Origin of the sequence: Alcanivorax sp. 1008 (assembly GCF_020667895.1) — a bacterium.
GTDB lineage: Bacteria > Pseudomonadota > Gammaproteobacteria > Pseudomonadales > Alcanivoracaceae > PGZG01.
In genome coordinates, this window is the sequence record NZ_JAFMPS010000007.1 from 58,765 (window position 1) to 80,195 (window position 21,431).

Genomic DNA, 21,431 nt, shown 5'->3' on the forward strand with positions numbered 1-21,431 from the left:
ATCAGTTCAACTCCTGTTGGTCTGCGTCTTGCTGGCCGCCGTCGGCATCCGGAGATGCTATTTCTGCAGGTTCTGTGGGTGCAAGCTCTGCGGGTGCAGGAACAGCATCTGGTACTCGTCGTTCAAGATCTGCGACCCAGTTGGCAACTGATTGATCCAATTGTCGCTGTAGAGACTGATACTGACGGAAGTGCTCTAGTGCCAGTGGCAAGTCCTGTAGGTAAAGCTCTGCCAGCACGCCCATGTTGAAGTGGGCTCGGGCGTACTTCGGGTCCAGTTGAATAGCCGCCTCGTAGTGCTTGCGTGCCTCATCAAACTTGCCCTGCTCGCGCAGGGCCAATCCCAGAGCATTGTGGGCATAGGGGTTATTGCTGTTGACGCCAAGCGCCTGCCGTAATGCTTCCTCGGCCTCCGGATATTTCTTCTGCCGCTGGCGGATGATGCCCTGATTGACCAGCGGGCCGGACAGCTGTGGGTAACGGCTAGCCACGGACTGAAACATCACTAGTGCCTTGTCAGTTTCTCCGGCTCGCATGGCCTGCAGGGCTCGAGCGTACTCGGGCATGGCCTCAAGGGCGACAGCTTCCACGGCCGGGTCGTGCGGTACCGGCGGAATATGCTCGGCATCACTTTCTGCCGCGGCCTCTCCACTGCGCTGGTCAGCGTACTTTGAAGGCCCGCCGGCGCCCCCATCCAGACCCAGATCCGTATCGCCGGGAGGCTTCGAGGCGCAGCCAGCGAACAACAGGATGGCGGCGGCCAAGGCCAGCCGCCGGTTAATAGATGATGTCGACATATTCTTCTACCTGCTCAAACTTGGCAAAGCGGCCTGGCAACAGCTTGGCCAGTTGGGCAAAACTCTGTTTGACCCAGTCATCATAAATATTCTGGCCAACCAGATCGGTGTTAGCGATCAGGATATCAATTGCCTGATCTTCATAAGGCAGCGCTTGCTCTTCAAGAAGCAATTCATACTGTTCCAGTTCCAGCTCTCCGAGGCCTGCCGGTCTTTCCGAGTCGATCATGTCTTTGGCAAGTACCTGATACATCTGACCGATCTTGAAGTTCGCGGCGGTTGCATACTCGGATACACCAATCGCAGCGATGGTTTCGTAGCGCTTCAAGGCATCACGCATCACAGTGGTTTTGCGCTCCAGACTGCGACGCAGGGGCTGGGTCAGCTTGATTGAGTTGAATTCTTCAAAGCGCGGCTCCGCCAGAGTAAAAGCGGCCCATGCTCCAAGCCATGCCACCCGGTCCGAGCCCTGGTCACCGGCCTGCTGATGGGTTTTGACCAACTCATTCAGACCGTTGTTGTATGCGGCAGTGTCTCCGGTCTGCTCGTACAATTTGACCAGGCGGTGCTGTCCTTCGGCGCGGAAGTCATAGGGCTGAGGGTAGGCTGCCAGATACTTTCTATACAGACGGATGGATGCTTCTGGTTCTTTTGCCCGGTCCTGCATCTCGGCTGCTTGCCACAATGCCTGCCGGGCCAGCTCACGATCTGTCTGTTCATAATTGCCGGCAATACGCTCCAGTTCGAGTGCTGCTGCTCCGAAGTTGCCGGTTTTCTCGTATGCCACTGCCAGTTTGTCCGGAATGGTTTCATTGAGCGGATCTTTAGGATATCGCTGCCGGAAGCTCTCCAGAATTGGGATAGCGCTGTCGAAGTTTTCGATCTGCAGATAAAGAGTAGCTGCATCAAATTCTGCATTTTTACGAATGCTGGCTTCCGGGAATACCGTCGCAACTCGCATAAACATATCTGCCGCTGCGGCAAATTGCTCTGCAGTCTGCAATTCTTCCGCTTGCTTGTATACCGAGGCTGCCAAGCGCTCTTGATAGGTCAGGCGGTCTTTAGCTTCCACAGATGGATACTGCAGTACATTGGTATAGGCGAATTCAGCGACTTTAAAGCGGCCTAAATCAAACTCGCCATTAGCGATAGTGCTCCAGCCGTAGACGAGCAGTTTTTCCGGCGGCGGCGGCTGTAGTGATACCAGCATGCCGGCGGTGCGGATGGCGGCCTCAACATCCTCGCGTGCCAGCTGGTCATCAATAACGTTGCTGAGAACCTGCGGTACCTGCTCATGCTCCGGGTAGGTGGCCGCAAATTTCATACTGCTGGTGATGCTGCGCTCGCGCCACTGGTCCTTGGCCTGCTGCTGCTCTTCCGTATCTGAGGGCAGAGCACGGATCTGAGCCTGATAGGCAACCAGAGCGAAAAAGGCGGCATCAGCGCTTTTCTCATAACCTTCGTAGCCGTATGCGGTGCGCTCGAACTCGGCCACGGCCTCTGCAAAGCGCTGACCAGAGAACAGGGTCTGGGCATACAGATCATTGATTGACGCCTGATCTGCCGATGCCGGCGGTGTGTCCAGGTATTCCTTGTACCAGGCGGCGGGGCGTGCAAAGTCTTCTGGTTTCTTGGACTTCTGGGCCAGCGCATGATGATGGCCGGCAAGATCAAGAATATGTCCCTTCAGTTGAGTGACATAGCCGTCTCTGGCCTCCGGGTACTGGGTCCAGTAGCTGCTGTGAATGCCATATTGGCTGATGAACTTTTCTTTGGCTGGCAGAACCAGAGTTGGGAAACCGCCGCGCTGGAAAGCTTCAATATTCAGGCTGGAAAACTCGGGAGCCTGCGGGCTGGTAGGATAAACCGAGACAAACATGTCATAGGTGTCAGCAGCGTCACGGAAGCGTTCTTGCTGCAGGTAGATATCACCGAGGGATCGGTAGGTATCTGCCTCGTATGGCCGGTGACCTCGTTTGGCGAACCAGTCCCGTACTGACGTGGCGCCATCCAGATTAGTAAATGCAAGACTGATAACCCGCCGTACATCGGTAACCAGCTTGGCTTGCATAGACTTTTCATCTGCCAGTTCTGCAGAGCCTTCCAGATGGTCAACGATGGCAAAAAACTGCTCCAGAGATTGCTCATACTCACTTAACTTGTAGTGACTCCAGCCTAGCTTGTATAGAGATTGTTCGTAGAAGTCAGATTGCTCGCCGGCCTTAACGACCTCCAGGTAGGATTTTACCGAGGCATCATAGTCGCCATCTGAAAATTGCAGTTCTGCCAGACGGAACTGCGCTTCCAGATAGAACGGGCTGTCCGGGTACTCCTTAACCATGTCTTTAAGTGCTTGCTGAGAATTGTCCAGATCTCCTGCCAAATCATAGGCTTTAGCGAGAAGGTAATAGGCCTCGGCGCGCTCTGCCGGGTCCTGACTGGTTTCCAGAAGGGTACGGTAGAGCTGGATGGCAGTGTTGTAGTCCGTGTCCAGCATGGCACCATCAAGTCCGCTGTAAAGACTGCCAGCCAGATCAAGGGCAGCATAACGCTGGTCCCGAGTTTCAGCTTGTTGCGCTTCACGCATGAAGTTTTCATACAGAAGCTTATCTACATTCATATCAAGCTCTGCCCGGTCGACAGCCGGGTTTGCATTCAGCTCCTGATCCTGAAAGCCAGCGTCTTCTTCTTCTGCAGCAGCGAGCGCCAGGTCTGCCATGCGGCGAATGGAGCGACTACGTTGCTCAGGATCCTGAAAAAGCTCAACAGCGCGCTGATAGCTTTGCAGGGCAGCCTGAGCTGATACGTTATCGAGGTCCTGAGCCTCAATGGTAATTTCGGTTTGCTCCAGATCTGCCAGAGTTGTGCCGGTATAGCGGGCCTGCTCCTGCAGCGCCAGATCGTCCGTGGTGGATTGACTGGCGCAGCCGGCCAGTGAAAGGGCGACGGCAGCAGTAATAGTGCGAATACGAAAGGTGCCTCTGCTCATCACTGCGCTTTCCCCTGCAGACGGTCACTGAAGGACGCGTCCTGAACTCGCGCCATGGCCAAGTGTGCCTCGGCAAGCTGCTCACCGAGCTGGACGCGATTTCGCGCCAGCACCTGCAAGGCGTCGTTCTTGAGTAGCTGGCCAAGTTTGCTCATCAGTTTCTCGGTTTCAGCGATCATCTTGTCAATATCCTGGCGTCGCGCGTTCAGTCTTTTGCCCAGATCGCTGCGAATATGAAGCGAGGCGTCTCTTACTAGCTGTTCAGCTGCCTCAATGCGCAGGCCTGAGATCTCTATATCCTCTCCCGCCTGTGTTACATCTCGCAGCTGCTGCTCTCTATTTTGCGGAGCTGCACTTGCGATACTGTATAGCAGAACGCCTTTTACTCTGCGTAGCCGTTCACGTTGTGGCGAAGTGGCAGGTAATCCATTGAGCTGGCTTTCCAGTGCAGCAATAAGCTCCCAGGCCATCAGCTGATCATAATCGGCAAGGTCCTGTGGCCGCTTCATGTCCAGACGTTGCGGCATGTTCACAGCAATGTCTGCAGCCAAGGCGCCGGCTTCCTGTTGCTGGCGTTTCAGGGCAAGCAGTTTGGCCCGGGCATCTGGCAATACTCTCTCAAGCTGGGCCTGCTGGTTGCGCCAGGCGCTTTCCATGGCCGGTACAGATTGCTGCCAGTCGAGTAGTAGTGTGCGAAGACGATCAAGCTCCATGTACTGGCGGAACTGCTCAGAAAAATCATGAGATGCGAACAGTCGATACAGATAAGGCATCTCCGGGCCGGCATCAGCACTGTAATTGGCCGCGCTCGCCATCGGATCAAGATTCATATTGGCAGCTTTGTCGTGACTCTTAAGGCGGTCCAGCCAGCGTTGCTCGTCGACATTGCGTATGGCCAGCTCAACCTGCCGCAGTTCATCACGTAGAGTCTCAGTGGCAAAACGGTAGCCCGCCAATGCCTGAGGAATGGCGCCGAGCTCCTCGTAGGCCCGCGGAGCCAGCAGCAAAGCCTCTTGCACCGATTGATGGCTGGGGTTGCGGCGGACGAGCTCCAGCCAAAGAGGAAGGGCGCGGCGGTATTCCTTGCGTTCAAAATTGCTTAGCCCCAGAGCGAGCAGCGCTTCATTGGAAAACGGGCCATCGGCGCGCACCCTGACTAATGCTGCACGTGCTTGATCAAAGCGTTTCTCTTTTAACTCAGTCAGACCGATGGCAAGTGCGGAGCGATCCTTCAGGGCGTTGATTTCTTCGTCGCCTGGCGGAAGGTTCAGTACACCGCTGAGCATTCGAACGCCATCATTGATGTGGTTGGCACGGATCATCGCCACGCCCATATTGTAGGTGGCGTATGCACCCTCCCGGGTTCCGGCGGGGATGGAGTGCAGGCTGGCCAGTGCTTCGCCGAATTCTTCTTGGCTGATACGTATATTTGCAAGCATCAAATGGCGACGGGCGTTTTTATCTGCCGCCAAGCCGTCAGTGAGACTGCTGGAAAGTACTTTGGCTGCTTCGTCCATTTGCCCGCGGCGATAATTCAGTGCTGCTTTATGTAGCCAGGTTTCCGCCCGCAGCTGGGCAAGAATGTCCTTTTCTAAAAGTCGATTAAAAATAGTTTCAGCCTGCTCTGCGAGGCCAAAGTTTACATACAATTCGCCAAGCATCAGTTCGGCGTATTCAGTGTCTTCGTTGAATAGTCCCACTTTCTGGTTGGCCAGTAGCTGTGACATGGCCTCAAACTGACGATTGCTATAGAACGAAAAAGTAGATTCGTTAAATGCCAGATAGCGTTTGCTTTCCAGGTCTAGCGGTATTGCTTCCACCGGCAAGTCGTCGCCGATTACCAGTAGGCCGGCCTGAGCGTTGAATGCGAGCGTGCTGGCTGCGATGGCCAGCGGCAGCAGGGTGCGCCGCCAGAACCGGCGACTACGCGGCATAAGTTTTCCCGAAGCATCGCTCATTTATTCATTCCATTCGCGGAATTCGAATCGATGCTGCATGGTACTCAGGTCATCAACGACCCGTAGTTCCAGCATCTTTCTGCCAGGTCCTTTAGTGAAGGTGTGGGTGGTGGTCTTTTGGTAGTCCTTGCCTTGCGGATCATAGCCCGTAACGGTGGCCTCCAGAGTGTGCCGGCCACTTGCCAGGTTACCGTGGAAAATACGGTGAATGCCGCCATTAGTTAGCGCAGTAAATTCCTGCTCACTGTAGAAGTGATAGCCCACATGCTTGCCATCCATGGTCAGATTCACATCCACCAGGCGAATTGGCGTACCCACATCAACGGAGACAAAAACAGCGCTTTCAGAGCTGGGATACAGCAGCTCCCGTTCAAGTAGTGAAAGGTCTCTATTCAGGTCCAGCACGCCCTGCTTAAGGTTCTGGATCTGTCCGGAGAGGCCATCATCACTGGCGGCCAACGAACCACTGAGCAGGGTCGCACATAACCCTGCGAGGATAATTTTGCAGCTAATTTTCATTGGTACAGGCCTGATAATGCTGATTGTTGTTATAAGCCGGCCCATGGTCGGGCGTGGCAGTAGTGCCTATTTGTAATTAGAAGAAAGGGTTAAATCAAGTGTAGGTGATCAGTCAGATGGCGGCATTTGGGTCAATCGGCTGTTTGGGTCGGCACTCGTGTACACTATTTCGCCCTGAAAGTGCCGTCTGGAGACGCCTGTGCCGGTTGCCCCGTTGCGTATTATTGCTGATGAGAATATGCCGGGTCTGGGCATGTTTGAGGGGCTGGGGCAGGTTGTTCGGCTGCCGGGAAGGGAAATCTGCCGCCAGCAGTTGCTGGAAGCTGATGTTTTGTTGGTCCGTTCAGTCACAAAAGTTAACAAGGCACTGCTTGAGGCTACCCCGGTACGTTTTGTCGGTTCGGCCACCATTGGTACCGACCATATCGATCTGCCCTGGCTTGAGCAGTCGGCAATTCACTTTGCCCATGCTCCCGGCTGTAACGCACAAGCAGTGGCTGAATATGTCCTGCAGGCGGTGCTGAGCTGGCTGCTGGAGCGAGGCAACGGTCTTGCAGGACTGACTTTGGGTGTGGTGGGCTATGGCAATGTTGGCTCCCGCGTGGCGTCCTTTTTTCGCGCCTTGGGGGTCACAGTGCTTTGCTGCGACCCGCCCAGACAGCGCTGTGGCGATGCCCTGGAGGGAGGCTGGCACTCCCTTGAGCAAGTCTTGGCGTGTGACGTGGTGAGTCTGCATGTGCCGTTGATCCGCTCTGGCCCGGATAGCACCTTTCATCTGCTTGGCATGCGACAGTTGTCGACTATGAGCGCGGAGCAGTTGCTGCTGAATACCTGCCGCGGCGCAGTAATCGATAATCAGGCTTTGCAGACCTTGCCGCCGGAAGTGTTGCCGCAGTTAGTGCTGGATGTCTGGGAGGCGGAGCCGCAGGTCTCCGCCGAGCTGTTTTCGAGAGTCCGTTGTGGGACGCCACATATTGCTGGATACAGCATCGAAGGTAAGTGGCGCGGCAGCTGGATGGTGTGTCAGGCGCTGGCACAATGGTGTGGTCATCAGTCAGTGCCGCCGGAGCCTCAGGCGCAGGCCACTAGCTATTCAGCTGCGATCGCGACAGTGTCCGATTTGTTCGATCTGCTGGTCAGTCGTTACAGGATGGAAGATGACCATAATGCTTTGCAGGCCTCATTGTCGGAGGTGCAACCGGCACTCGCATTCGATCGTTTGCGCAAAAACTATCCGGACAGACACGAGCTGGATGGCACCCGAGTCAGTGGCGCAATCGCGCCGCAGTGGCAGCCACTGCTCAGCCTGCTTGGCGTATCCGGTTAATCGGGTAATGCCAGCCATGCTCCAGAGTTTCACAGGCGCGGCGGATCATGTCTTCGGTGATCGGCACTTCACGACCCGATTCATCAATCAGGGCGGCACCGTGAAAATCCCTGGTCTGATCGGACGTATTCTGTGGGTGGGTCTGCATGGTTGGTTCCTCCAACTAATAACTGCTGCCGGTTTGATTAGCGTCTGCTCGCCGCGTATTGGCGACAAGCGGATTGTTGTTTCAGGATATGACCCTTTGATGAAAGGTAGGCGGAAAGCGTGCTGACGATTGGCTTGATTGTTAATCCATTTGCCGGGATCGGCGGTGCCACCGGCCTTAAGGGAAGCGATGGTGCGCAAACGGTGGCCGAGGCGCTACGCCGTGGCGCCCGGCCTCAGGCCGCTGCGCGGGCTGCCCGGGCTCTTCAGTTGTTGGTTGGCGCACAGGTCCAGGTGCTCACCTGGGGGGGCGCCATGGGTGAGGACAGCGCCCGTCAGGTCGGCTTGCCGGTGCGAGTTATAGGTGCTGCGCAGCAGGCCTGTAGCGCTGACGATACCCGCTCTGCTGCTACCGCGCTGCTAGATGCCGGGGTGGACTTGCTGGTGTTCGCCGGAGGCGATGGTACCGCGCGGGATATCTGTGATGTGGTGGCTTTGCGTTTGCCGGTGTTGGGTATTCCGGCGGGCTGCAAGATGCATTCGGCGGTTTATGCGGTGAACCCGGAGGCGGCAGGCCGCCTGTTGCTGCAGATGGCGGAGGGGGGGCTGGTGAATGCGGCCGAGGCGGAGGTCCGTGATATAGATGAGCAGGCATTCCGGCAGGGGGTGGTTCGCGCTCGCCACTATGGCGTGATGCGGGTGCCGCAGGATGGCCGTTTTCTGCAGCAGGTCAAATGTGGTGGTCAGGAAAGCGAGGCACTGGCTCAGGTAGAGCTCGCCGCCTGGCTGGTCGAGCAAATGGAAGACGACGTCTTCTGGCTAATTGGCTCTGGCTCCACTATGGCGGAGGTAATGACGCAGCTTGGCCTGCCCAATACTCTATTGGGCGTCGACATTGTTCATAACGGCCAGTTGGTGGCGCAGGATGTCAGCGCTCGGCAGATTCTTGAGGTGATCGGTGATGCCCCGGCCAAGGCCATGATGACCGTGATCGGCGGTCAGGGGCATCTGATCGGTCGAGGTAACCAGCAGTTTAGTCCGGCGGTTATTCGTCGGCTTGGCAGGGAAAATATTGTTGTTGCAGCTACTCGTAGCAAGTTGGCAGCTTTGGCTGGCAGGCCCCTGTTGGTGGATAGTGGTGATGCACAGCTGGACCAGCAGTTGTGCGGTCTGATTCCGGTGGCAGCGGGTTATGACGATGTGCTGTTGGTACGGGTGGCCACGGATGCTTCGCTGGAAAGCTAGATACACAAAAGACAAGGGCGCCAAATGGCGCCCTTGTCTGTTTGCTCAGTGTTAGCCGTGACGTTGCTCGGTTAGTGCAGCGATACGGTCATCCAAAGGAGGGTGCGAGGCGAACAGAGTCTTCAGCCCCTTGAGGCCGCCACCGTTAATGCCAAAGGCCACCATCGAATCGGGCATCTGGTTGGGCACTCCATACTCGGCCTTGATACGCTGCAGTGCGTTGATCATACCGCGGCGGTCGGCCAGCTGAGCGCCGGCAACGTCGGCTCGGTATTCACGCTGGCGCGAGAACCAGGCGACGATGGCCATTGCAACAAAGCCCAGAACGATATCCATGACAATGGATGTGATGTAGTAGCCAGGACCAAGGCCCCGCTCATTTTTCAGTACCACACGGTCGACGAAGAAGCCGATCACCCGGGCGAAGAAAATCACAAAGGTGTTCACAACGCCCTGTACCAGCGAAAGGGTGACCATATCGCCATTGGCCACATGTCCTATCTCGTGGGCCATGACGGCTTTTACTTCTTCGCGGGGAAAGCGCTGCAGCATGCCCTCGGATACGGCCACCAGAGCCTTGTTCTTGTTCCAGCCGGTGGCAAAGGCATTGGCCTGCTGAGCTGGAAAAATACCGACTTCCGGCATGCCAATATTGGCCTTGCGCGCCAGTTCGGCCACCGTATCCATTAGCCATATTTCATTCTGGCTGCGCGGCTGTTGAATGACCTGCACCTTGGCCGCCATCTTTGCCATGGGTTTGGAAATAAGCAGGGAAATAAACGAGCCGGCGAAGCCGAATACCAGCGCCAGAACGAACAGCGCACGCATATCCAGATCAACACCGTTTTGCGCGAGAATGCCGGTGAAGCCGAGCAGATTCAGCACGATACCACCGACGACAAGGATCGCCAGGTTGGTCAGCAGAAAGAGCGCGACACGCTTCATGATGGTTTTACTCCGTTGTCAGGTTATTGCACCGATATGATGGCAGCTCAAAGTCTTTTCAAGGCTGCGCAATAGAGATTCTCCCGGTGCTCAAGAGTTCCCGCTGTCAGCATTTATTCTGGCGTCTCGCAGGGCCCCGCCAGCGGGGCGGTAGGAAGAATGATCTGTTGCGGCATGGATGAGAAGAAATATCTCATCATGGCGCTGATCTTGCTGGACTCGCCACTTCTCAGCACCGCCCGGATTTGCTCGACCACGGTGATCTTTTCAACCATCAGTGAGTCAGGCAGGTCGGGCATGGGCTGCTGGTAGCGTATCTGGGAGAGGCCGCACAGCAACGTGAAGGCCTTGCCGGTCAGCACTGCCTGATCAATGCCATCCTGATAGATCATTGCTTCAAAGCGCAGGTAGTCCTCTTCCGCCAGCCACAGCATGGTGCCGAGGCAGGCCATGTGCCGCTCAGAATGCAAGCCCACGTCGTCGGTGGTATCCAGACCGCTGATATCCTCCACATAGACTGAAGTGCGGCGCGGAAAGGCGCTGTAAAGATGCAGCAGAATCAGTGCCGCATCTCGGCAAAAGTCATCGATATGCAGATCAGCCAACGGCCAGCTCCCTGGTTACTGCTTGCGCATGCGCTCAAGGTAGCGGCCTATTCGGCCGATGGACTCGCGCAGGTCGTCCGGACTGGGCAGAAAGACGATGCGGAAGTGGTCAGGCTTGGGCCAGTTGAATGCTGTGCCCTGGACTACTAGCACTTTTTCCTGGCGCAGCAAATCAAGGGCGAAGGCCTCATCGTCTTCGATCGGGTAAATCTCGGGATCCAGACGCGGGAACATGTATAGGGCCGACTTTGGCTTTACGCAGGACACACCGGGAATCTCATTAAGCAGTTTCCACGCCAGGTCCCGTTGTCTGCCGAGGCGACCTGTGGGCAGCACAAGATCATCAATGCTCTGGTAGCCACCTAGCGCAGTCTGAATCGCATGCTGGGCCGGTACGTTGGCACACAAACGCATTGAGGCCAGCATTTCCAGACCTTCAATAAAGTCATGGGCACGGTGCTTGGCGCCGGAAACTACCATCCAGCCAGAACGGAAGCCGGCAGCCCGATAACTCTTTGACAGGCCGTTGAAGGTGACGAACAGCAAGTCGTCAGCCATGGAGGCTATGGATATGTGCTTTTCTTCATCATAGAGAATCTTGTCGTAGATCTCGTCGGCGAGAACGATCAAGTCATTCTGACGAGCAATCTCCAGCAGCTCACGCAGGAAGGTCTGGCTGTAGTTGGCGCCGGTGGGATTGTTAGGATTAATGATCACCAGAGCCCGGGTATTGGGGCCGATTTTGGCGCGAATATCATCCAGAGATGGCTGCCAATCCTGCTGTTCATCACACAGGTAATGTACCGGCTTGCCACCGGACAGACGCACTGCCGCAGTCCACAACGGATAGTCCGGAGCGGGTATCAGGATTTCGTCACCGTTATTTACCAAAGCCTGCATAGCCATGACGATCAGTTCGGAGACACCGTTACCGATGATGATGTCATCGATGGTGACACCCTTGATGCCCTTTGCCTGAGTGTAGTGCATCACTGCCTTGCGGGCCGGAAACAGTCCCTTGGAATGGCAGTAGCCACTGGAATCCGGCAGGTTGGTAATCACGTCCTGAAGAATTTCCTCCGGGGCGTCGAATCCGAACGGTGCCGGGTTGCCAATGTTCAGCTTGATAATGCGATGGCCTTCCTCCTCCATCCGGTTAGCTTCGCGTAGCACCGGACCGCGTATGTCGTAGCAGACACCCTGGAGTTTGTCAGATTTGAAGATACTTTTCGGATTGCTCATCGCTGCGACTCTGAAATCGAGTAAAGCGGCATTCTACAATGCCGCTGAAAAGACTGTATATGCAGGCTGGTGGACAAGATCAGGGTTTTGCTCGGACTTTCTCCACAAATCCGCTTTCTTTGGCGATGGTGCTGGCAAATGCCGGGCGGGCATGCATCCGTTCAGTGTGGGCGGCCAGATTCGGATACCGTTCTTTATCGACGGACTCACCGCCGTGGAGCAGGTTGACCATCTGGCTGGCCACAGCGATATCTGCGATGGTCATTTGCTCGCCAACCAGAAACTCCTTGCCGGCGAGCTCGTTATCCAGATAGGCGAATAGTGGTGGGATAGTGCTGTTGAGGGCTTTTTGCACTTTTTCTTCATCACATGGGCGCCCCACTAGCGGCATGATGACGCGGTTGCGGAATACGCTGAAAGTGCAGCACACCCCCAGTTCGTAGTCGGCGAATTTTTCAAACCAGGCACAGCGAGCCTGTTCCCAAGCGTCAGTCGGGTATAGCGGGTTTTCCGGGAACAGTGATTCCAGATAGCGACAGATCACGGCGGAGTCTGCCAAGGTCCGGTCACCATGCTGCAGCACCGGGATGCGCTTAAGCGGATTCAGGTTGACGAAGTCTTCCGGGGGATTGTTTGGGTCAATGTGGATGGCTTCAAAAGGAATGTTTTTTTCCTGCATGAAAATGCGGGTTTTACGCACAAAGGGAGACAGGGCGGCGCCATACAGCTTGAGTTCCATGGGAAGCTCCGAAAAAATTGAGCTGCTATATGACCAAGGCAGGGATTTCCCGTCAATGGGCCTTGACGCAGTGCGGGGGCAAACATAGACTTGCGCCGCTTTCCAGGTCCCCTTCGTCTAGAGGCCCAGGACACCGCCCTTTCACGGCGGTAACAGGGGTTCGAATCCCCTAGGGGACGCCATTCAAGCGAGTGGCAGGAAGCATCAAGCGGGAATAGCTCAGTTGGTAGAGCACGACCTTGCCAAGGTCGGGGTCGCGAGTTCGAGTCTCGTTTCCCGCTCCATATTTTTTCAGAACGGCGCCTTCGGGCGCCGTTTCTGTTTCTGAGCATCCGGGTTGTCATGACTGAAATGTTGTGGGCATAAAAAAGGGGCCACCGAAGTGACCCCTTTTCGTCCAGATTGGCTCCGCCTGCTGGGCTCGAACCAGCGACCCACTGATTAACAGTCAGTTGCTCTACCGACTGAGCTAAGGCGGAATAACTGAGGCCGCGAATCATAGTGTTGGTCCCGGAGAGGGTCAACCCCTCTCCTGACCGATTGTTGCTTATTTATCCGCGGTAGCACATTTTCTTATTTGCCCAACACTGCAGCGATGCGTTCGACCGCTGATTTCAGGGTGTCGAGGCTCACGGCAAAGGACAGTCGCAAACAGCCCGGGGTGCCAAAAGCGGAGCCCGGAACCAGCGCGACACCACCTTCAAGCAACTTCTCCGCCAGTTCCAGATCGTCTTTCAGGCCCAGATCACGGATCGCCTGATTGAAGTCGGCGAACGCATAGAAGGTGCCATCGCCTTCCAGGCAGGTGACACCCGGCAGGGCATTCAGGGCAGCTACCAGCCAGTCATGGCGCGCCTTGAAGGCAACAACCATCTCGCTAACACAGTCCTGCGGGCCATTCAGTGCGGCTTCTGCGGCGGCCTGACTGATCGAGGCAGGGTTAGAGGTGCTTTGACTTTGCACCTTGGTCATTGCCTTGATCAGCTTGAGCGGGCCGGCTGCGTAGCCAATCCGCCAACCGGTCATACTGTAGGCCTTGGAGACACCGTTCATAACGATGGTTCGGTCGTACAGGTCCGGGCACACATTGAGGATGTTCACGAACGGTTTGCCGGTCCACAGGATATGCTCATACATATCATCCGTGGCAATCAGGATGTTGGGGTGCTTGCGCAGCACCGCACCGATCTCGGCCAGCTCTTCCTCTGTGTAGGCAATGCCACTGGGGTTAGATGGGCTGTTGATCACAAACAGGCGGGTTTTCGGCGTGATGGCCTTTTCCACTTGCTCGGCGGTGACCTTGAAGCGCTGTTCAACCGTAGTCTCAATGATCACGGGTTCACCACCGGCGATCAGTACCATGTCTGGGTAGGACACCCAGTAGGGGGCCGGAATGACTGCCTCGTCTCCGTCGTTAAGAAATGCGAGCGCCATGTTGAAGAAGCTTTGTTTACCACCCGAGGAGACCAGAACCTGATTGGGTTGGTAATCAAGACCGTTTTCGCGCTTGAATTTGGCAACCACAGCTTTTTTCAGCGAGGGGGTGCCGTCAACGGCGGTATATTTGGTTTTTCCCTGTTGAATCGCTTCGATTGCCGCTTGTTTGATATGATCCGGCGTATCGAAATCCGGCTCGCCGACGCCGAGACCGATAATGTCTTTGCCCTGGGCACGCAGCTCTGCTGCACGGTTTGAAACAGCCAGGGTAGGAGATGGCTTGATGCGTTGTACGCGGTCGGAGAGATTGAGTTCGGACATGCACTCCTCGTCTTTTTAAGTGAGCGGCGGATGATGGTGCGCTTGTGGCGCCTGTAAGGGTGCCCTTCGGCGACCCTCGCGGGCCGCGTATTCTATCTAATCCCGGGACAGGCTTAAATGGCATCCACAGAATCCTTTAAATTGTGCTCGGATTATTCCCCTGCGGGGGACCAGCCGGCGGCTATTGCCGGGCTGATCGACGGCCTGGAGTCCGGGCTGGCCCACCAGACCCTGCTTGGGGTGACGGGTTCAGGCAAGACCTTCACGATTGCCAATGTGGTCCAGTCGGTTCAGCGGCCTACTATCGTGCTGGCGCCAAACAAGACCCTGGCTGCCCAGTTGTACAGCGAGTTTCGTGAGTTTTTCCCTGAAAACGCAGTTGAGTACTTCGTTTCCTATTACGACTACTACCAGCCCGAGGCCTATGTGCCATCCTCGGATACCTTTATCGAGAAGGACTCTTCGGTCAATGAGCAGATCGAGCAGATGCGCCTTTCGGCCACCAAGGCACTGATGGAGCGTCGCGATGTGCTGATCGTCGCTTCAGTATCCGCCATATATGGCCTTGGTGACCCAGCCAGCTACCTTTCCATGCTGCTGCATGTGGTGCGTGGCGACAAAATCGACCAGCGCGCCGTACTGCGGCGGCTGGCGGAGCTGCAATACACTCGCAACGAGATGGACTTCCATCGTGGTACCTACAGGGTGCGCGGAGATGTTATCGACATTTTTCCGGCGGATTCCGATCGTGAGGCAATAAGGATCGAGCTGTTTGATGAGGAGGTCGACAACATCGCCCTGTTCGATCCTCTCACCGGGGAGGTTCTGCGCAGGGTGAGCCGGATCAGCGTTTACCCTAAAAGTCACTATGTCACACCGCGGGAAACCGTGCTTGCCGCCGTCGAGAAGATCAAAGCGGAGTTGGAAAGTCGCCTGAAAGACCTGCGTGAGCGCGACAAGTTGGTAGAGGCGCAGCGGCTTGAGCAGCGCACCCGGTTCGATATCGAAATGCTTAATGAGCTGGGCTATTGCAACGGCATCGAAAACTATTCGCGACTGTTTTCCGGAAGGGCGCCGGGAGAGCCGCCACCGACGCTATTTGATTATCTGCCGGATGACGCCCTGTTGGTGATTGACGAGTCCCACGTCACCGTGCCGCAAATCGGGGCCATGTATAAGGGGGATCGGTCCCGTAAGGAGACTTTGGTGGAGTATGGCTTCCGCTTGCCTTCGGCGCTGGACAACCGGCCACTGAAATTTGAGGAGTGGGAGCGTATTGCTCCGCAGGGCATTTTTGTATCAGCCACCCCGGGCCCTTATGAGGCATCCCATGCGGGTCAGGTGGTGGAGCAAGTAGTCAGGCCCACTGGGCTGCTGGATCCTGTTATTGAGGTGCGACCAGCCACAGGGCAGGTCGATGATGTGCTTGGTGAGATACGCCTGTGTGTGGCCAAAGGGCAGCGAGTACTGATTACCGTACTGACCAAGCGGATGGCTGAGGACCTGACAGAGTATTTGCGTGAGAATCAGGTCCAGGTCCGTTACCTGCACTCGGATATAGATACGGTTGAGCGGGTCGAGATCATTCGCGACCTGCGCTTGGGTAAGTTCGACGTGCTGGTGGGGATCAACCTGCTGCGTGAAGGCCTGGATATGCCTGAAGTGGCGCTGGTGGCCATATTCGATGCTGATAAAGAGGGCTTTTTGCGTTCCGAGCGCTCGCTGATCCAGACCATTGGTCGCACTGCACGCAACCTGGAGGGCAGGGCGATCCTGTATGCGGATCGGATGACGGGCTCCATGGAGCGTGCCATCGGTGAAACTGAGCGTCGCCGGCACAAGCAGGAGGCGTTCAATCAGGCCAATGGTATCGTGCCCACGGCGCTGAACAAGCGGGTTCGCGATATTCTGGAGGAGAGCTTCTCTGCCGGAAGTGCGGCAGGTACGGACCGCAAGCGTGGCCGCAAGGTGGCCGAGGAGTCGGCCGAGTTTGCTGCCATACCCGCCGGACCTGTTGAGATTGCCCGAGAGATAAGCCGTCTTGAAGGGCAAATGATGGAGCATGCTCGTAATCTGGAGTTCGAGCAGGCAGCCCGGCTACGTGACAGGGTCGCCCGGTTGCGCGAACAGTTTGTTGCTTTGTCCTGATGGGGTGGTCGGGCCAGTTAGCCGATTGGCAACAAATACTTGAGTTGCTGACGGCAGGTCACTAGAATGCGCCCCACTTCAGGCACGTAGCTCAGTTGGTTAGAGCACCACCTTGACATGGTGGGGGTCGTTGGTTCGAGTCCAATCGTGCCTACCAGATTTTCCCCACGGCAGAAGATTTCCTGATTTTTCAGGTGGTTGGCGGACCGTGGGGTTGAGCATTTGAGTGTTGCGATGATTTGCTCCCGTGATGGCGGCATGCCGCGCGACAAAATAGAAATGGACCGGAGGTTCGAACATTAAGCAGCGTGCGACCAAGGGCGGCGATAAGCGTGCCCAAATCAATGATCAGATAACTGCCCGCGAAGTGCGGTTGATTGATGACAACGGCGACCAGTTGGGTATTACCCCGTTGGCAGAAGCTATCGCTGCAGCAGTGGCGAAAGAGATGGATCTGGTGGAGATTTCCCCGGATGCAGAGCCGCCGGTCTGCAAGATCATGGATTATGGCAAGCACCTGTTCGAACTGAAGCAGAAACAGAAAGAGTCGCGCAAGAAAGCGCGGCAGATTCAGGTTAAGGAAATCAAATTCCGCCCTGGCACCGACATTGGCGATTATCAGGTCAAGCTGAAAAACCTGATTCGTTTTCTGGAGGACGGGGACAAGGCCAAGGTAACAGTACGTTTCCGTGGTCGGGAAATGGCTCACCAGGAGCTGGGGCTGCAACTGCTTGAACGGATTGAGCAGGATCTCGCTGAACACAGCGTGGTTGAACAGCGCCCGAACATGGAAGGTCGGCAGATGATCATGGTGCTGGCACCTGGGAGTAAGAAGAAGTAACCGATTTCCGGTTGCTCGAGTTGAAACGGCAAGAGAAGAGATACTGTCATGCCTAAAATGAAGTCAAATCGCGGGGCCGCCAAGCGTTTTAGAAAAACCGCCTCGGGTTTCAAGCGCAAGCAGGCATTCAAACGCCATATTCTGACGAAGAAGTCGCAAAAGCGGATTCGTCAGCTCCGGCCGATGACTGGGGTGCATGCCTCTGACGTCGCGTTGGTGAAGCGTATGCTGCCATTCGCCTGATCTGGCCCGCAGCACAACGTTGAATATATGGTTTTTGGAGATCTGAGATGGCTCGAGTAAAGCGTGGTGTGCAGGCCCGTCGCCGGCACAAGAAAATTCTGAAGTTGGCTAAGGGTTACTATGGTGCCCGCAGCCGTGTTTATCGTGTTGCCATTCAGGCAGTGATCAAGGCGGGCCAGTACGCCTACCGCGATCGTCGTCAGAAGAAGCGTCAGTTCCGTCGTCTGTGGATCGTGCGTATTAACGCCGGTGCACGTATTTCGGGTATGTCGTACAGCCGCTTTATTGGTGGGCTGAAGAAGGCAAACATCGATATTGACCGTAAAGTACTGGCTGATCTGGCGGTGCGTGATCAGGTGGCATTTGCTGCTTTGGCCGAAAAAGCCAAAGCGAGCCTCGCCTGATCTGTCGCTGACGCGTCACACAGCACAGCAGTAAACGGGGGAAGAGCTCGCGCTCTTCCCCCGTTTTTGTTTCGATGCCGGGTTAACAGGAGCCGGAAATGAGCAATCTTGAATCGCTGACGCAGGCCGCATTAGCCGCCGTGGAAAACGCCCAGGACCTGCGCGCACTGGATGAAGTGCGTGTGCAGTATCTGGGCAAGAAAGGTGAGATCAGTCAGCTGATGAAAGGGCTGGGGCAGCTGTCTGCCGAGGAGCGGCCAATATTCGGTGCTCGTGTAAATGAGGCTCGCGATCAGGTTGAAGCCGCTCTTTCTGTGCGCCGCGAGAGTCTCGAGTCGGCGCGTCTGGCGTTGCAACTTGCCAGCGAGCGAGTGGATGTAACCATGCCAGGGCGTGGCGAGCATAGCGGCGCATTGCACCCGGTAACTCGAACCCGTCGCCGTATCGAAGATTTTTTTGTTCGTCTTGGTTATGAAATCTCTGAAGGCCCGGAAGTGGAAGATGATTTCCATAATTTCGAGGCGCTAAATATTCCCGGTCATCATCCGGCTCGTGCCATGCACGATACTTTCTATTTTGGTGACGGCCGTTTGTTGCGCACCCATACTTCGCCAGTGCAGATTCGCGTGATGGAGCAGGGCAAGCCTCCATTCCGGATTATCGCGCCGGGTCGTGTGTATCGCTGTGACTCGGATCTGACGCATACGCCAATGTTTCACCAGGTTGAAGGCCTGCTTGTCGATGAGACGGTCAGTTTTGCCGATTTGCGTGGGACTGTTGCGGCATTCTTGCGAGCCTTTTTTGAAGTAGATGATCTGGCTGTGCGTTTCCGGCCGTCCTACTTTCCATTCACGGAGCCTTCGGCGGAAGTGGATATTGGTTGCGTGCTTTGCAGCGGTAAAGGCTGTCGGGTGTGCAAGCAGACTGGCTGGTTGGAAGTGATGGGCTGCGGCATGGTCCATCCTAAAGTGCTTGAGCACGGCGGGCTGGATCCACAAAAGTACTCCGGCTTTGCTTTCGGTATGGGAGTAGAGCGGCTCACTATGCTGCGCTATGGCGTGAATGACCTGCGCAAGTTCTTCGAGAACGATGTGCGTTTCCTGAAGCAGTTTCGCTAATCCACTACTCACATTCAGGAGAGAAAAATGCGTTTTAATGAAGCCTGGCTGAGAGAGTGGGTTAACCCGGATATCAATACTGAGCAGCTAGCACATCAATTAACCATGGCCGGGTTAGAAGTTGATGCTGTAGAGCCGGCGGCGGCAGAGTTCTCAGGAGTGGTGATTGCAGAAGTAATGGCGACTCGCCCTCATCCCGAAGCAGACAAGCTGACCCTGTGTGAAGTAAATGCAGGCGATGGAGTTTACCCGGTGGTATGTGGTGCGCCTAACGTGCGTGCTGGTTTGCGGGTGCCGTTTGCAAAAATCGGTGCGCAGCTGCCCGGTGATATCAAGATCAAGAAGGCCAAGCTGCGTGGTCAGGAATCTCAGGGGATGCTTTGTGGCGCATCCGAGCTTGGTATGGAGGATGTGATCGACGGTTTGCTGGAGCTGCCAGCGGATGCGCCTGTGGGCGAAGATTTTCGTCGCTGGTTGCAGTTGGACGATCAGTGTATCGAGATCGGTCTGACTCCCAACCGGGCGGACTGTCTGAGCATTCGAGGTATTGCTCGCGAAGTTTCCGTGCTCACTGAGGCCGCTTTCTGTGCTCCGGAAATTGTTGCTGCACCCGTTTCTTCGGCAAAGACTTTTCCTGTCAAGGTCTCAGAGCCTGCCGCTTGCCCACGTTACCTTGGACGAGTTATAGAGGGGGTAAATAGCAAGGCGCAATCGCCTCTCTGGCTAACAGAGAGGCTGCGCCGTGCGGGGCTGCGTTCCGTTGATGCGTTGGTGGATGTCACTAATTATGTCTTGCTTGAGCTGGGACAACCGCTGCATGCCTTCGATCTTGAAAAGCTAAATGGCGGCATTGATGTGCGCGCAGCGGCGGAGGGCGAGTCTCTCGTTTTGCTGGATGGCCAGGCTTTAAAACTCAAGCATGGTGATCTGTTGATCGCTGATGCGTCAGGGCCGCTTGCGCTGGCGGGGGTAATGGGTGGCGAGTCCAGTGCCGTTAGTGCCGACACCACATCTATTTTTCTTGAATGTGCTTTCTTTGCGCCACTGGCTCTGGCTGGCAAGGCTCGCGCCCATGGTTTGCATACTGATTCTTCCCATCGCTTTGAGCGTGGTGTTGATCCTCGTTTGCAGGAGCAGGCGCTTGAGCGTGCCAGTCAATTGATTGTTGAGATTGCGGGCGGTCAGGTCGGTGAGGTGGTGTGCGTTGAAAGTGAGGCGCACCTGCCCCGTCAGAATGAAGTGACGCTGCGGGCTGACAAACTTGAAAGTCTGCTGGGCATGGCCATGTCCGGCGAGCGCATTGAAAACATCCTCGGCCGGCTGGGCATGGAGGTGGCCGGGCACGAATCCGGGAAACGTTGGACGGCGCTGGCCCCGAGTTGGCGCTTTGATATCGAGCGTGAGGAGGACCTGGTCGAAGAATTAGCCCGGGTCTATGGCTACAGCCGGTTGCCCAGTCATCTGCCCAGTGTCAGTGCTGAGCCGAAGATAAGCGAGGCACAGCTGTCGCCCCGCCGTTTCGCCGATGCACTGCAGGATCGCGGTTATCAGGAGGTTATCAGCTACAGCTTCGTTGACCCGCTGACTCAGGCGGCGGTCTCTCCCGGTGTCGCGCCGCTGGCGCTAAGCAACCCTATCTCCAGTGAGCTGTCTGTTATGCGCAGTAGTCTCTGGGCCGGGTTGTTAACCACTGCTCGCTACAACCTGAACCGTCAGGCCGAGCGGCTGCGCCTTTTTGAAACTGGTCTGCGCTTTGTTCCGTCTGCCGAAGGCCTGCGTCAGGAGCCAATGATTGCCGGTCTGTTGTATGGGCCGGCGCAGCCGCAGCATTGGGATGGCAAGCCTCGCAAGGTGGATTTTTTTGACCTCAAGGGTGATGTGGAGGCGCTGCTGGGGCTGACGGGAGATAGCACCTGGCAGTTTGAATCTGGCGAGTGCGATGGGCTGCACCCTGGTCAGTGTGCCCGCCTGAGCCGCGCCGGCATGTCAGTTGGGTGGCTTGGCAGGATTCACCCCGCGCTGGCGACCAAGCTGGATATTAGTCAGGATATTTATCTTTTTGAGTTGGAAATAGAGCAGATATTGCCGGCATCTTTGCCAAAATTCGCCGAAATATCTGATTTCCCTGCGGTTCGACGTGATTTGGCTTTTGTCTTGCCCGGGACAGTGCCAGCGGCTCAGGTCATGGCAGCAGTTCGCGAAATTTGCGGTCAAAGCCTGCGTGATCTACGCCTTTTCGACGTATATCGGGGACAAAATATTGGCGAAGGCAATGTCAGTCTGGCTTTGGGCTTGACCTTCCAGGACCGTTCCCGCACCCTTGGCGAATCGGACATTAGCAGCCTGACAGAAGCTGTAGTATCCTTGCTAAAACAAGAATTTAACGCCCACTTGCGGGATTGATTCG

At 56.0% G+C, this 21,431-nt stretch carries 18 protein-coding genes and 4 tRNA genes; 11 read left to right on the plus strand and 11 right to left on the minus strand.

Annotation, left to right across the window (positions count from 1 at the left end; translation table 11 throughout):
• Position 1: 1 nt before the first annotated feature.
• Genes J1C54_RS09865 through J1C54_RS09880 form a run of 4 tightly spaced genes read right to left on the minus strand, consistent with a single transcriptional unit; the run spans position 2 to position 6,262 of the window.
• A complete protein-coding gene (locus tag J1C54_RS09865; protein WP_229146963.1) occupies positions 2 to 796 on the minus strand; it encodes a tetratricopeptide repeat protein in 795 nt (264 codons plus the stop codon).
• Positions 777 to 3,785, minus strand: coding sequence for a tetratricopeptide repeat protein (locus tag J1C54_RS09870; RefSeq protein WP_229146964.1), 3,009 nt, complete (start codon positions 3,783 to 3,785; stop codon positions 777 to 779). The genes J1C54_RS09865 and J1C54_RS09870 overlap by 20 nt, the downstream gene beginning before the upstream one ends.
• Positions 3,785 to 5,743: a lipopolysaccharide assembly protein LapB gene (locus tag J1C54_RS09875; protein ID WP_229146965.1), complete on the minus strand. Its 1,959-nt coding sequence runs from the start codon at positions 5,741 to 5,743 to the stop codon at positions 3,785 to 3,787. The genes J1C54_RS09870 and J1C54_RS09875 overlap by 1 nt, the downstream gene beginning before the upstream one ends.
• Positions 5,744 to 6,262: a hypothetical protein gene (locus tag J1C54_RS09880; RefSeq protein ID WP_229146966.1), complete on the minus strand. Its 519-nt coding sequence runs from the start codon at positions 6,260 to 6,262 to the stop codon at positions 5,744 to 5,746.
• A gap of 199 nt (positions 6,263 to 6,461) precedes the next feature.
• Between J1C54_RS09880 and J1C54_RS09885 the strand changes: the two genes are divergently transcribed.
• Positions 6,462 to 7,589 (plus strand): 4-phosphoerythronate dehydrogenase, encoded by a 1,128-nt coding sequence (locus J1C54_RS09885; protein ID WP_229146967.1) that lies wholly within the window; start codon positions 6,462 to 6,464, stop codon positions 7,587 to 7,589.
• Here J1C54_RS09885 and J1C54_RS09890 read toward each other — a convergent pair.
• The gene (locus tag J1C54_RS09890) at positions 7,564 to 7,737 is read right to left on the minus strand and encodes a PA1571 family protein (protein WP_229146969.1); all 174 of its coding nucleotides are present in this window, start codon (positions 7,735 to 7,737) and stop codon (positions 7,564 to 7,566) included. The two genes, J1C54_RS09885 and J1C54_RS09890, sit on opposite strands and share 26 nt — an antisense overlap.
• Before the next feature lie 119 nt (positions 7,738 to 7,856).
• On the opposite strand from J1C54_RS09890, the gene J1C54_RS09895 reads away from it, so the two are divergent.
• Positions 7,857 to 8,981 carry an ATP-NAD kinase family protein gene (locus J1C54_RS09895; protein WP_229146971.1) on the plus strand — a complete coding sequence of 375 codons (1,125 nt, stop codon included), beginning with the start codon at positions 7,857 to 7,859 and terminating at the stop codon, positions 8,979 to 8,981.
• A gap of 51 nt (positions 8,982 to 9,032) precedes the next feature.
• On the opposite strand, the gene htpX is transcribed toward J1C54_RS09895, so the two are convergent.
• The 4 genes from htpX to J1C54_RS09915 all read right to left on the minus strand — a co-directional run bounded on the left by htpX (position 9,033) and on the right by J1C54_RS09915 (position 12,512).
• Positions 9,033 to 9,926 (minus strand): protease HtpX, encoded by an 894-nt coding sequence (gene htpX / locus J1C54_RS09900; RefSeq protein ID WP_229146975.1) that lies wholly within the window; start codon positions 9,924 to 9,926, stop codon positions 9,033 to 9,035.
• Between the two features lie 113 nt (positions 9,927 to 10,039).
• Positions 10,040 to 10,531 carry a hypothetical protein gene (locus J1C54_RS09905; RefSeq protein WP_229146977.1) on the minus strand — a complete coding sequence of 164 codons (492 nt, stop codon included), beginning with the start codon at positions 10,529 to 10,531 and terminating at the stop codon, positions 10,040 to 10,042.
• A 15-nt stretch (positions 10,532 to 10,546) separates the two neighbouring features.
• The gene (locus J1C54_RS09910; protein WP_229146979.1) at positions 10,547 to 11,773 is read right to left on the minus strand and encodes a pyridoxal phosphate-dependent aminotransferase; all 1,227 of its coding nucleotides are present in this window, start codon (positions 11,771 to 11,773) and stop codon (positions 10,547 to 10,549) included.
• A 79-nt stretch (positions 11,774 to 11,852) separates the two neighbouring features.
• Positions 11,853 to 12,512, minus strand: coding sequence for a glutathione S-transferase family protein (locus J1C54_RS09915; RefSeq protein WP_229146981.1), 660 nt, complete (start codon positions 12,510 to 12,512; stop codon positions 11,853 to 11,855).
• 106 nt (positions 12,513 to 12,618) lie between these two features.
• On the opposite strand from J1C54_RS09915, the gene J1C54_RS09920 reads away from it, so the two are divergent.
• Positions 12,619 to 12,694 (plus strand) — tRNA-Glu (locus J1C54_RS09920).
• A gap of 26 nt (positions 12,695 to 12,720) precedes the next feature.
• Positions 12,721 to 12,796 (plus strand) — tRNA-Gly (locus tag J1C54_RS09925).
• A 119-nt stretch (positions 12,797 to 12,915) separates the two neighbouring features.
• Here the strand turns inward: J1C54_RS09925 and J1C54_RS09930 are convergent.
• Both J1C54_RS09930 and J1C54_RS09935 read right to left on the minus strand, forming a co-directional pair.
• Positions 12,916 to 12,991 (minus strand) — tRNA-Asn (locus J1C54_RS09930).
• Between the two features lie 94 nt (positions 12,992 to 13,085).
• Positions 13,086 to 14,270 (minus strand): pyridoxal phosphate-dependent aminotransferase, encoded by a 1,185-nt coding sequence (locus J1C54_RS09935; protein ID WP_229146984.1) that lies wholly within the window; start codon positions 14,268 to 14,270, stop codon positions 13,086 to 13,088.
• A 117-nt stretch (positions 14,271 to 14,387) separates the two neighbouring features.
• On the opposite strand from J1C54_RS09935, the gene uvrB reads away from it, so the two are divergent.
• From uvrB to pheT, 7 genes are all read left to right on the plus strand, one after another.
• Complete coding sequence (gene uvrB, locus J1C54_RS09940) at positions 14,388 to 16,418, plus strand: excinuclease ABC subunit UvrB (protein WP_229146987.1); 2,031 nt, start codon at positions 14,388 to 14,390, stop codon at positions 16,416 to 16,418.
• An 80-nt stretch (positions 16,419 to 16,498) separates the two neighbouring features.
• Positions 16,499 to 16,575, plus strand: a tRNA-Val gene (locus J1C54_RS09945).
• A 141-nt stretch (positions 16,576 to 16,716) separates the two neighbouring features.
• A complete protein-coding gene (infC, locus tag J1C54_RS09950; RefSeq protein WP_229147126.1) occupies positions 16,717 to 17,259 on the plus strand; it encodes a translation initiation factor IF-3 in 543 nt (180 codons plus the stop codon).
• 48 nt (positions 17,260 to 17,307) lie between these two features.
• Positions 17,308 to 17,502, plus strand: a complete 195-nt coding sequence (gene rpmI, locus J1C54_RS09955) for a 50S ribosomal protein L35 (protein ID WP_229146990.1) — start codon at positions 17,308 to 17,310, stop codon at positions 17,500 to 17,502.
• 47 nt (positions 17,503 to 17,549) lie between these two features.
• Positions 17,550 to 17,906 (plus strand): 50S ribosomal protein L20, encoded by a 357-nt coding sequence (rplT, locus tag J1C54_RS09960; protein WP_229146992.1) that lies wholly within the window; start codon positions 17,550 to 17,552, stop codon positions 17,904 to 17,906.
• A gap of 98 nt (positions 17,907 to 18,004) precedes the next feature.
• Positions 18,005 to 19,024 (plus strand): phenylalanine--tRNA ligase subunit alpha, encoded by a 1,020-nt coding sequence (gene pheS, locus J1C54_RS09965; protein ID WP_229146995.1) that lies wholly within the window; start codon positions 18,005 to 18,007, stop codon positions 19,022 to 19,024.
• A gap of 27 nt (positions 19,025 to 19,051) precedes the next feature.
• Positions 19,052 to 21,427: a phenylalanine--tRNA ligase subunit beta gene (pheT, locus tag J1C54_RS09970; RefSeq protein WP_229146996.1), complete on the plus strand. Its 2,376-nt coding sequence runs from the start codon at positions 19,052 to 19,054 to the stop codon at positions 21,425 to 21,427.
• The last annotated feature ends 4 nt before the right edge of the window (positions 21,428 to 21,431 follow it).